The organism is Paraburkholderia sp. BCC1876, assembly GCF_902833695.1.
Taxonomy (GTDB): Bacteria; Pseudomonadota; Gammaproteobacteria; order Burkholderiales; family Burkholderiaceae; genus Paraburkholderia.
In genome coordinates this window covers 382,247-394,257 of record NZ_CADFGI010000005.1, presented here as the reverse complement: position 1 = coordinate 394,257, position 12,011 = coordinate 382,247, and the positions used below count along the sequence as shown (strand labels likewise).

Genomic DNA, 12,011 nt, shown 5'->3' with positions numbered 1-12,011 from the left:
CACGTCGATAAGCGCATCACTGTCTACAAGGATCAAGCATGGGAATCTGCAACGGCCGCACGGTGATCGTCACCGGCGCGGGAGGCGGGTTGGGCCGCGAATATGCGCTGGCGTATGCCGCCGAAGGCGCGGCGGTGGTCGTCAACGATATTCGCGAGGACGCCGCGCAAGCGGTCTGCGACGAGATCGCGCGAGCAGGCGGACACGCGCTCGCCAACGCGGACGACATTACGCGCATCGATACCGCACAACGGATCGTCGATGCTGCGCATCAGACGTTCGGCGAGATTCATGTGCTGGTGAACAACGCGGGCATTTGCCGCGACCGGATGTTCGCCAGCATGAGCGAAACCGATTGGGACGACGTGATGCGCGTCCATCTGCGTGGCCATTTCTGCCTTGCGCAGTTGCTGGCGCGTGAATGGCGCGAGGCGTCGAAGGGCGGCGCCGAGGTGGACGCGCGGATCGTCAACACGAGTTCCGGCGCCGGGCTGCAAGGCTCGATCGGGCAGGCGAACTATGGCGCGGCCAAGGCCGCCATCGCGGCACTCACGCTGATGCAGGCCGCCGAGCTGCAGCGCTACGGCGTTCGCGTGAACGCGCTGGCGCCGGCCGCGCGCACGTCGATGACCGAAGGCGTGTTCGCCGACATGATGAAAAAGCCTGCGGATGGCTTCGATTACTTCGATCCCGCCAACGTCGCGCCGCTGGTGGTGTGGCTCGGCAGTGCCGCGTCGCGCGATGTGACCGGCCAGGTGTTCGAGGCCGCGGGCGGCATGATCGCGGTGGCGGAAGGCTGGCGCACCGGCCCGAGCATCGACAACGGCGCGCGCTGGCACGTCGCGGAGATCGGCGGCGCGGTCGCCGCGCTGGTCGCGCAGCGCGAGCCCGCGCAGCGCGTCTACGGAAGCTGATGCGATGAACCTCGCTCTTTCCGAAGAACAGATCATGATTCGCGACGCGGCGGCCGAGGTGCTGACCGAGTGCAGCGCGTCGGCGGCGGTGCGGCACGCGATCGAACAGGGCGCGGGTCGTGATGAGGCGTTGTGGCGCACGGTCGCGGGCGAACTCGGCTGGTGTGCGCTCACGGTGCCGGAAGACGCGGGCGGCGCCGGTCTGGGCGCGACGGAACTGGTGCTGATGATGGAACAGCTCGGGCGGCGGCTCGCGTGCGTGCCGTACTTTGGCACGGTCTGTCTGGCGGCGACGGCGTTGGCGGTGGTGAGCGACGGCGTGGATGACGGTGTGGGCGATGCGGAGGCTGCGCGTGAGCACCTTGCACGGATCGCGAGCGGTGAATTGAGCGCCACGCTCGCGTTGCCGCTGTCGGCGGGTTTCGACTTCGATACGCGAGCGCTACCGGTTTCAAGCGGATTCGGATTCGGATTCGGATTCAACTTCGACGCACGCACGGTGCCGCTGCACGCGGAAGAAACCGGCGGCGGTTACCGTCTGTCCGGCACGCTCGATCAAGTGATCGACGGCGCGAGCGCCGGACTGTTACTGGTGCCGGCGCGTGTTGCCAACGAAGCGCAGACGCTCGCACTGTTCGAGCTGCGTGGCGCGGACATCGCGGGGCTGACCCGCACGCCGCTCGTCACGCTCGATGCGACGCGTCCCCTCGCGCGGCTCGAGCTGCATGACGTCGACGTCCCGCGTCCCGCCGTTCTGGCTCGCGGTCGCGAAGCCGAACGCGTGCTCTCGCACACCGCGTGGTTCGCCGCGCTGGCGCTCGCCGCCGAACAGGTCGGCGGCGCGCAGCAATGTCTCGATCTCACACTGGCCTACACCGCGGATCGCGTGCAATTCGGCCGCGCGATCGCATCGTTTCAGGCCGTCAAACACCGCTGCGCACAGATGCTGGTCGAGATCGAAGCCAGCCGCTCCGTCGTTTTAGGCGCCGCGCAAGCGTGGGATCAGGCGAGTGTCGCTGCGTCACCCGGTGCCGACGTCTTCGCGGATATCGCCGCAGCCAAAGCGACCGCTAACGACGCGTTCCGCTTCTGCGCGCAGGAAGCGATCCAGTTGCACGGCGGCGTCGGTTTCACCTGGGAATACGACCCGCAGTTGTATTTCAAACGGGCTCAGGCGTCGAGCGCGCTATTCGGCACGAGCTCGCAAATGTTGTCGTGGATCGCGCAACGATTGGTGGATCGCCGTGATCCGCAGTCTGAGGCGCCTGCCGACGCGCACACCGACCACGCGCAAAACGTGCTCGCGGGAGTCCTGTGATGAATAGCGAAACACACTACGAGCGCTTGCGTGTCGAAGTCGCCGACTGGATGCGCACGCATCTAACGGGCGAATTCGCGTGCCTGAAATACCGTGGCGGTCCCGGCGACGAAGACGCCTATCCGGCGCTGCGCAAGCAATGGGAACGCGAACTGGCGGACGGCGGCTGGACGGGACTCGGCTGGCCCACAAGCGAAGGCGGCCGCGCCTTGACGGTCGCGCAGCAGGTGATCTTCCACGAGGAATACGCGCGCGCCGGCGGCCCCGGCCGCATGGGACATATCGGCGAAGGCCTGCTCGGCCCGACGCTGATCGCGTGCGGCACCGACGATCAGCGCAAGCGTTTCCTGCCCGGCATCCTGAACGGCACGCAGTTCTGGTGCCAGGGCTATTCGGAACCCGGCGCGGGCTCCGATCTCGCGAACATCCGCACCCGCGCCGTTCGCGACGACCACGGCAACTGGCGCGTTTATGGCCAGAAAGTCTGGACCTCGCTCGCGCACGATTCCGACTGGATCTTCGTCGTTGCGCGCACCGATCCCGATTCGCGCGGCAATCGCGGCCTGTCGTTCCTGTTGCTGCCGCTCGATCAACCCGGCGTCGAGATCCGGCCGATCCGGCAGATGAACGGCGGCGCCGAATTCAACGAGGTGTTCTTCGACGGCGCGCTTGCCGCCGCGGACGATCTCGTCGGCGCGCCTGGCGACGGCTGGCGCATCGCGATGACCTTGCTCGGTTTTGAACGCGGCATGTCGACGCTCGGCCAGCAGATGCAGTTCATCCGCGAACTGGACTGGGTGATCGACGCCGCGCACGAAGCGGGCGTTGCGCACGACGCCGTGATCCGCCAACGGATCGCGCGGGCGTGGGCGGGCTTGCGTGTGATGCGCTACAACGCGCTGCGCATGCTGGCCGGCGCCGACGATGCCAACGCGGCCAACACGGCAAACGCGGCCGCCGCTACCGCGCCGGGCCGCGAGGCGCTGATCTACAAGTACTACTGGTCCAACTGGCACCGCGAACTCGGCCAGCTGGCCATGGACGTGCTCGGCCCCAACGCCAACCTGCTCGACGCCGATCAGGAGAAACGCAGCCGTCTGCAAGGCGTTTTCCTGTTCTCGCGCGCCGACACGATCTACGCGGGCACCAACGAAATCCAGCTCAACATCATGGCCGAGCGCGGGCTCGGCATGCCGAAAGAACCCAGAGGAACGCTATGAACGAGTCTCAAACGGTGCGCAGCGCGCCCGCGTATGTGCCGGGTCATCAGTTGCTGGCCGGCAGGTCGGTGCTGATTACCGCCGCCGCCGGCGTCGGCATCGGCTTCGCCGCCGCGAAGCGCTGCGCGGAAGAAGGCTGCCGTGCGCTGTTCATCTCCGACATTCACGAACGGCGGCTGGCGCAGGCGGTCGAGACGCTGCGCGCCGAAACCGGTTTGCAGGCCATTTACGGGCGCCTGTGCAACGTCTCGGTGGAAGAGGACGTGCGTGCGCTGGTGGCCGACGCCGAGGACAAGCTGGCCGGCGTCGACGTGCTGATCAACAACGCCGGGCTCGGCGGCGCGCGCCGCATCGTCGAAATGGACGATGCCGAATGGTCGCGCGTGATCGACATTAGCCTCACCGGCACGTTCCGGATGACGCGGGCGATGTTGCCGCACATGCAGCAACGCGGCCATGGCGTGATCGTCAACAACGCGTCGGTGCTCGGCTGGCGCGCGCAGGCGGAACAGGCACATTACGCGGCGGCGAAAGCCGGCGTCATGGCGCTGACGCGCTGTGCGGCGCTCGAAGCCGCGCCGTACGGCGTGCGCATCAACGCGGTCGCACCGAGTATTGCGTTGCACGATTTTCTGAAGAAATCGGCTTCGGCCGATCTGCTCGATCAACTGGCGTCGCGTGAAGCATTCGGACGCGCCGCCGAAGTGTGGGAGGTGGCGAACGTGATGGTCTTTCTCGCAAGCGACTACGCGTCGTATATGACCGGCGAAGTGCTGTCGGTCAGCAGCCAGCACGCGTGATGGAGCGCGCCATGGCTGAGATCGACGACAACCCGCAACCCGCGTGCGTGTTCGCGCATCCCGGCGAACTGATCGCGGCGGTGGGGCAAACGCTCGGTGAAAGCGCGTGGCTGCAGGTCGATCAAACGCGTATCGACCGTTTCGCGGACGCGACGCTCGATCATCAATGGGTCCACGTCGATGCCGAACGTGCTCAGCACGGTCCGTTCGGCGCGTGCATCGCGCACGGTTTTCTCACACTCTCGCTGGTCAATTTCTTTTTGCCGCAAATCGTGCGCATCGACGGCGCGCGGCTCGGCGTCAACTACGGCTGCGACAAGATCCGCTTTCCCGCACCGGTGCGCGTCGGCACGCGGATTCGCGGCGTCGGCCAGTTGCTGCGTGCCGAAGCGTTCGAGGGCGGCGTGCAGGCATGGATTCGCGTCACCGTGGAAATTGACGGTGAGCCCAAACCCGGCTGCGTGGCCGACACCATCAGCCGTTACTACCTGTAGCCATTTGTAGCAGCAGAACCCGTAGAGGAAATAGCTCATGAACGAAGCGGTCATCGTATCGGTTGCACGCACACCGATCGGCAAAGCGTATCGCGGCGTGTTCAACGATACCGAAGCGCCCGCGTTAGGCGGCCATGTGGTGCGTGCGGCCGTGGAGCGTGCGCAACTCGACGGCGCCGAGATCGACGACGTGCTGATGGGGTGCGCCGCGCAGCAGGGCACCCAGGGTTACAACATCGGCCGGCTCTCCGCGGCGGCGGCGGGCTTGCCGTCGTCGGTGCCGGGCATGGCGATGGACCGCATGTGCTCGTCGGGCCTGATGACGATTGCGAGCGCCGCGCAAAGCATTCTGTGCGGCGACGCGCGGATCGTGGTGGCAGGTGGCGTCGAATCGATCACGCTCACGCAGAACAAGTACAAGAACAGCTATCGGGCGCGCTCCGAAGCGGTGCTCGCGAATCAACCCGCCGCGTATATGGCGATGATCGAAACGGCCGAGGTCGTCTCGCGCCGCTACGGCATTACGCGCGAAGCACAGGACGAGTATGCGTTGACGAGTCAGCAGCGCACGGCGGCCGCACAAGCGGCAGGGCGCTTCGACGAAGAAATCGTTGCGCTCGACGTGCAACGCGCGCTGTTCGACAGGGAAGGCAAGCAGACGGGCAGCGAAAACGTGCGCGCCACACGCGACGAGTGCAACCGCGCCGACACCACGGCCGCGAGTCTGGCCGCGTTGAAACCGGTCTGGAGCGGCGGCGAAGCGGTCGCGCAAGGCGAGTTCATCACGGCGGGCAACGCGTCGCAATTGTCCGACGGCGCGGCGGCGGTGGTCGTGATGAGCGCGGCCGAGGCTAAACAGCGTGGCCTCGCGCCACTCGGTATTTTCCGCGGCCTCGCGGTGGCCGGTTGCGACGCGGACGAGATGGGCATCGGCCCGGCGCTCGCGGTACCGACGCTGTTAGGGCGGCATCGGCTCACGGTGAACGACATCGGTCTGTGGGAAATGAACGAGGCGTTCGCGTGCCAGGTGATTTATTGCCGCGATCAACTGGGCATTGCGCAGGACCGTCTGAATGTGAACGGTGGCGCGATTGCGGTGGGGCATCCGTTCGGGATGTCGGGCACGCGTATGACGATGCACGGTTTGCTTGAAGCGCGGCGGCGCGGCGTGCGCTATGTCGTCGTGACTATGTGCATAGGCGGCGGTATGGGTGCGGCGGCGCTCTTCGAAACGGCGGCGTAGATCGCGGATCGGAGCGTTGCATGGGATCGGAGATAAGTGCTGTGCATGGGACCAGAGTAACGCGCTGAAGCGCGAACTCTGGTCGACAGCTTTGCATGGGACCAGAGTAAGGCGCTAAAGCGCCAACTCTGGTCGACAGGAGACAACATGAAAACGACATTACCTGGCTTGCTGCTGTCGGCGGCCGTGCTCGGCGCGGCGCTGTTCGCGTTCTCGCCGCGCCCGCTACCGGCGTTCGCGGCGACGACGCTTCAGGCCGATCGTCTGCAGATCAATGGACTCGCAAAGGCCGGCACGCGACTCGTCGCGGTCGGCGAGCGCGGCGTGATCCTGCTCAGCGACGACAGCGGCGCATCGTGGCGGCAAGCTACGGTCGCGACCGATGAAGCGTCGGCGCTCACGCAAGTGTTCTTTATATCGCCGCAGATCGGCATCGCGGTCGGCCACGACGGCTGGATCCTGCGCAGCGTCGACGGCGGCGCGCACTGGAGCGAGGTCCATTTCGACCACAAGCATTCGGACCCGCTGCTGTCGGTGTGGGGCAACGCGGACGGCCTCGTGTTCGTGACCGGCAGCTTCGGCCAGCTCTTCGTTTCGCACGATGCGGGCGCAACCTGGGCTCAGCAAAAAACGCCCGCCGACGACCGCCATCTGAACGCGATTGCCGGCGACGCTAACGGCAACCTGATCATCGCCGGCGAAACCGGCACGTTGCTGCGTTCCACCGATCGCGGCGCGACCTGGGAAAAGCGGCCGGTGCCGTATCAGGGCTCGCTATTCGGCGTGCTGAAACTGGCCGACGGTGACTGGCTCGCATACGGCATGCGCGGCAACGTGCTGCGCAGCACCGATCAAGGCGAGACGTGGACGCATGGGGATAGCCGCGTGGGCACGTCGTATTTCGGCGCGGTGCAACTGGCCGATGGCGAACTGGTGCTGGTGGGGCAAGGCGGCGCGATCGTCACGTCGCGCGACGACGGTCTGACCTACGCGGTGCGCAAGGTCGGCGGCGTGCAGAGTCTCGCGGCTGTGGTGGACGTGGGGCATGGCGAGTTGGCGCTGGGCGGCGAAGCGGGTGTGTCGCTGTTGCCGGTGTCGCCGATGTTGCCGAAGTCACCGCCAGCGTCTCCACCGCGTGCGAAACAGGCAGCGGCCAGCGCGCCGTCTTCCTGATCCCGCAGCCCAGCTAGCCAGTCGCCAGACGATCTTTCGCCGCGCGTTCGCCCGCCGTATCTCGGCCGCGTTCGCGGGGCATTCCGTTGCCTTGCCGTGAGAAGCCTCATGAACGCTCCGTCCCGTCCTTCTTCGTCCCGCGCGCCGTCGCGCCTGTCGCGCTTTGTCGATCGTTGCGCCGACACCATCATGCGGCACCGTCGCATTCTGCTGACGCTCTGCCTCGCGCTGACTGTCGCGTTGGGTTGTTCCGCGACGCGCTTGCGGCTCGATCCCGGGTTCAACAAGATGATCCCGATGCAGCACCCGTACATGCAGGTGTTCAACCGCTACGCGAGCGCTTTTCCCGGCGCCAATACCATACTCGTGAGCCTGCGCTGGAAAGGTCACGGCGATATCTACAACCAGGCGTTCATGGACGACCTGCGCCACGCCACCGACGACGTGTTCTTCATTCCCGGCGTGAATCGTTCGCGGGTGTTCTCGCTGTTCACACCGAACGTGCGCTACACGGAGGTGACCGAAGCCGGGTTTCGCGGCGACGTGGTGGTGCCCGGCCAGTTCAGCAGCGCGAATCCGAACGATCTCGCCACCGTGCGTCGCAACGTCGCGCGTTCGGGGCAGATCGGCCGGCTGGTCGGCAACGATCTGCATTCCGCGCTGATCCGCGCGGAGTTGCGCGAGACCGATCCGACCACCGGCAAGCATCTCGACTACGGCGCGGTAGCGCGACAGCTCGACCAGATTCGCGCGCGCTATTCGAATCAGGACGTCGAGGTCGACATTATCGGTTTTGCGAAACTCGTCGGCGATGTCGAGTCCGGTATTAGCGGGGTGATCGGGTTTTTCGCGTTAGCGTTCGTGATTACCGCCGGGTTGCTGCTGCTTTACACGCGTTCCATCAAGACCACCGCGCTCGCGCTGTTCGTCGCGTTGCTGCCGGTGGTGTGGCTGCTCGGCGCGCTGCCGGTGCTCGGACTCGGCATCGATCCGATGTCGATCCTCGTACCGTTCCTGATCTTTTCGATCGGCGTCTCGCACGCCGTGCAGATGACGAATGCGTGGAAGCAGGCGCTGGTGACCGGCATGCCGCCGGTGGATGCCGCGCGCGACGCGTTTCGCAAGCTGTTCGTGCCGGGCACCGTCGCGTTGCTGACCAATGCGCTGGGCTTCATGGTGATCATGCGCATCCAGATCGAGATCGTGCGCGAACTGGGCGTGACCGCGTGCCTTGGCGTGCTGTTGATGATCCTCACCAACAAGGTGTTTCTGCCGATTTTGCTGTCGTACACGCAGCTGGAAAAAATGACGTTGGCGCGCGCGCAGGCCCACGCGGCGGCCGGGGGTAGCCGTCTGTGGACGCGTTTCGCGGTGTTTGCGCGGCCCGCGCCCGCTTTAGGCGTGTTCGTTGTCGCGCTGGTGCTGCTCGGCTTCGGCGCGAAGGCGTCGCGCGATCTGCAGATTGGCGACATTGGCTCCGGCGCGCCGGAATTGCGCGCCAACTCGCGCTACAACCTCGACAACGCGCGGATCACGAGTCAATACGACATTGGCGTCGACGCGCTCTCGGTGTTCGTCGAGACGACGGGTTTCGACGATGCCTGTCTGCACTATCCGGTGATGAGCGCGATTGAACGCTTCGAAATGGAGATGCGCGGCGTGGCGGGCGTGCAGTCGGTGGTGAGCGTGCCGTCGCTGGCGAAGATTTCGATTGCCGCGTTCAACGAAGGCAATCCGCGCTGGGGCGCATTGCCGCGTTCGAGCGATGGCTTGACCCAGGGCGCCAACGCGTTCGATCCCGACAACGGCATGAACACCGAAAACTGCCAGGTGATCCAGGTGTTGATTTACACCACGAATCACGAGGGCAAAACGATTGCGCACATTGTCGACGAGATCAAACGGCTGGCCGCGGAGGATCACACACCGAACGTGGCGTTCCGGCTCGGCGGCGGCAATGTCGGTGTGATGGCGGCGACCAACGAAGCCGTGGCCGATGCCGAAGTGGCGATGCTGCTGTCGATCTTCGGCGCGATTGCGCTGCTGTGCGTCGTGACGTTCCGCTCGTGGCGCGCGGTGTTGTGCATCGTGGTGCCGCTGACGGTGGTGTCGATTCTGTGCAACGCGGTGATGGCGTGGCTCGGCATCGGCCTCAAGGTCGCCACCTTGCCGGTGATTACGCTGGGCGTCGGCGTGGGCGTCGATTACGGCATCTACCTCTACGAACGTTTGCAGCATGAGGTGCGTGACGGCGCGAGCCTGCCGGATGCGTTCGCGGCCGCGATGCGCCAACGCGGCACCGCTGCGTTGTTCACGGCGGTGACGATGTTTATCGGCGTGGGCACGTGGGCGTTTTCCGCGCTGAAGTTCCAGGTGGACATGGGCGTGCTGCTCGCGTTCATGTTCCTCGTCAATCTGTTCGGCGCGGTGTTCCTGCTGCCGGCGCTGGCGGCCTGGCTCGGTGTGGAGCGTGCGGAGCGGCGTGCGGGTCGGGTGGAGAGCACCGGCGCCACCGTTGCCTCGCCTGACGGCGGCGCACGAGCGACTGCCGTTGCGGTGAAGGCGAACGAAGCCGCGACGTTCGAACACGGCAATTCGGCGCGCCAGGGCTAGCTGAAATACCTAGTCCGTCGAGACGATGAACGAAGCGATGGCGGCGTCTATCGTCAGGCGTAAGCGCGCGGGTCCGCGCGCGGTCCAGACAGACCTATGACGGCGGCGGGCTGGTGGCGCCGCCTTTTCCATCGGAGGAGATAAGAGATGTCCGCACGTCCCTACAAAATCGAAGCGCAACCGCTCGTGCAGCGCTATGCGCGCGGCTGGCATTGCCTGGGTCTCGCGAGCGACTACAAGGATGGCAAGCCGCACACGCTGAATATTTTCGGCCGGCGTCTCGCAGCGTTCATGGATTCGCACGGTCGCGTCAACGTGGTCGATGGCTTTTGTCCGCACATGGGCGGTGATTTGAGCGCCGGCCGCGTGGATGGCGATACCTTGGTGTGTCCGTTTCACGGCTGGCAGTGGGACGGCGACGGCAATTGCCAGTCGATTCCGTATTGCAAGCGGATTCCGCCGAAGGCGAAGATCGGCACCTGGCAGACTTGCGAGCAGAACCAGTTGCTGTTCGTCTGGCACGACCCGGAGGGCAATCCGCCGGACGAGGCCGTGACGATTCCGCGTATCGAAGCGTGCTTTTCCAGCGACTGGTCCGCGTGGGTGGTGGACCGGATGGAGATCGGCACGAACTGTCGCGAACTGGTCGATAACATTTCCGACATGGCGCACTTTTCGACCGTGCATGGCGCGCCGGTCGATTACTTCGCCAACCTGTTCGAAGGCCACAAGGCGACGCAACTGCTGGTGGGTCGCAGCGAGCGCCTGGGCGACGACGAACTGATTGCGCTGTCGACGTATTTCGGGCCCGCGTATCACATTACCGAAATGACAGGGCAGAGCGGCGGGCATCCGATTCATTCGATTCTGCTGAACTGTCATGTACCGACCGACATGAACAGTTTCGAGCTGCGTTATGGCGTGATGGTGAAGAAGGTGCCGGGACTCTCCGACGAGCAGAACATGGAGATTGCGCGCGCGTATGCGAAGCAGGCGCAGGCCGCGTTCTACGAGGACGTCGCGATCTGGGACACGAAGACGCGGATCGACAATCCGTTGCTGTGCGAGGGCGATGGGCCGCTGTATCAGATGCGCGACTGGTACTCGCAGTTCTATCTGGACGCGGCGGATGTGCGTCCGTCGAGCACAGCGCGCAAGGTGGTGGAAATCAAGGTGCGCGAGGGCGGTACGCCGCCGCCGTTGAGGCATGTGTTTGAGGCTTGAGGTTTGAGGCTTGATGATTGAACGGAGGGCGGTGCATGCACCGCCTTCTTTCTTTTGCGGGTTCAGTTCGTGATGGGTTGCGCGGGCGGGGTGAGATAGTTGGCGCGGATCTTCGCGATGTCGATGTGGAGTACGTCGACGAGGTAGTGCTGCATGCCGCCGTATTGCTGGTCGATGACTTGCATGGATGCGCCGATGTAGTCGGGGTCGACGGTGAGGAGCGGGGCGGCGACGTCGGGGGCGATGCCGAGTTTTTGCAGTTGCTGGGTGGCTTGGGCGTTGCTTGCTGCGTTGTAGCGGTTTGATTCGAGGTAGTTGGCGATGGTGGTGGGGCGGTCTACGCCGAGTGCGGACAACAGCAGGACTGTGGCGAAGCCGGTGCGGTCTTTGCCGGCGGTGCAGTGGTAGAGGATGGTTTTGTTGTCTTCGGCCAGTTTCAGGAAGTGGGCGAATTGGGGTTGGTAGTTGCTGGGGAACTGGCGGTAGAGGTTGAGCATGAAGTCGTGCATTTGCTCAGGGGTGGAGCGCTTGAGGAGTGGGATGATGGCTGAGGGCGCCAGGTTGCCGGCGAGGACTGGGTCGGATTGCCAGGGGAATTGTTCTGCGAAGGCTTTTTCTGATGGCTGTTTTTCGCTTGCGGCGCGGAAGTCTACTATTGCGTCGAGGTGCATTGCCTGTAGGGTTTTTATGTCCTGCTTCGAGGCTTGGGAGGGGTTGCCGCTGCGGTAGAGGCGGTGAGGGGTTATTTGACTGCCGTCTTTGGTTTCTATGCCGCCCAGGTCTCGCGTGTTCTGGATCTTTTCTAACTGAATGTACTGGTCGGTGGGGTGCGCGTTCGCGCTGATTGATATTGTTAGCAGTAAGGTCGGTAGAAGTTTTGATTTGGGCATTTTTTTGTTCCGTTTAGAGAGGTTTTTTGCCTGCGTGGCGCTTCTTTTCTGGGCTCTCTTTGGTGTTGGCCTTTCCTTGTGTTCACGGTGGTCTATTAGTGATCCCCCTGTGCGGGGGGGCA

The 12,011-nt window shown here is 64.7% G+C and carries 10 protein-coding genes; 9 read left to right on the top strand and 1 reads right to left on the bottom strand.

Translation table 11 applies throughout. From position 1 onward, the window contains the following. Positions 1-38 precede the first annotated feature (38 nt). From HWY05_RS20750 to HWY05_RS20710, 9 genes are all read left to right on the top strand, one after another. Positions 39-914, top strand: a complete 876-nt coding sequence (locus tag HWY05_RS20750; RefSeq protein WP_176059425.1) for an SDR family oxidoreductase — start codon at positions 39-41, stop codon at positions 912-914. Positions 915-918: 4 nt separating this feature from the next. Beyond that, complete coding sequence (locus HWY05_RS20745) at positions 919-2,232, top strand: acyl-CoA dehydrogenase family protein (RefSeq protein ID WP_176059424.1); 1,314 nt, start codon at positions 919-921, stop codon at positions 2,230-2,232. Continuing rightward, entirely contained in the window at positions 2,232-3,452 is a 1,221-nt protein-coding gene (locus HWY05_RS20740) for an acyl-CoA dehydrogenase family protein (protein WP_176059423.1), read from the top strand. The genes HWY05_RS20745 and HWY05_RS20740 overlap by 1 nt, the downstream gene beginning before the upstream one ends. Beyond that, positions 3,449-4,252, top strand: coding sequence for an SDR family oxidoreductase (locus HWY05_RS20735; protein ID WP_176059422.1), 804 nt, complete (start codon positions 3,449-3,451; stop codon positions 4,250-4,252). The genes HWY05_RS20740 and HWY05_RS20735 overlap by 4 nt, the downstream gene beginning before the upstream one ends. An 11-nt stretch (positions 4,253-4,263) precedes the next feature. Beyond that, positions 4,264-4,746, top strand: a complete 483-nt coding sequence (locus tag HWY05_RS20730) for a MaoC family dehydratase (protein ID WP_176059421.1) — start codon at positions 4,264-4,266, stop codon at positions 4,744-4,746. A 37-nt stretch (positions 4,747-4,783) separates the two neighbouring features. Continuing rightward, a complete protein-coding gene (locus tag HWY05_RS20725) occupies positions 4,784-5,989 on the top strand; it encodes an acetyl-CoA C-acyltransferase (protein ID WP_176059420.1) in 1,206 nt (401 codons plus the stop codon). A gap of 147 nt (positions 5,990-6,136) precedes the next feature. Then, positions 6,137-7,162, top strand: a complete 1,026-nt coding sequence (locus HWY05_RS20720) for a YCF48-related protein (RefSeq protein ID WP_176059419.1) — start codon at positions 6,137-6,139, stop codon at positions 7,160-7,162. 108 nt (positions 7,163-7,270) lie between these two features. Then, positions 7,271-9,775 carry an MMPL family transporter gene (locus HWY05_RS20715; protein ID WP_176059418.1) on the top strand — a complete coding sequence of 835 codons (2,505 nt, stop codon included), beginning with the start codon at positions 7,271-7,273 and terminating at the stop codon, positions 9,773-9,775. A gap of 147 nt (positions 9,776-9,922) precedes the next feature. Then, positions 9,923-10,999: a Rieske 2Fe-2S domain-containing protein gene (locus tag HWY05_RS20710; protein WP_176059417.1), complete on the top strand. Its 1,077-nt coding sequence runs from the start codon at positions 9,923-9,925 to the stop codon at positions 10,997-10,999. Between the two features lie 62 nt (positions 11,000-11,061). Here the strand turns inward: HWY05_RS20710 and HWY05_RS20705 are convergent, their stop codons facing one another. Next, the gene (locus HWY05_RS20705) at positions 11,062-11,889 is read right to left on the bottom strand and encodes a tyrosine-protein phosphatase (RefSeq protein WP_176059416.1); all 828 of its coding nucleotides are present in this window, start codon (positions 11,887-11,889) and stop codon (positions 11,062-11,064) included. Between the last annotated feature and the right edge of the window lie 122 nt (positions 11,890-12,011).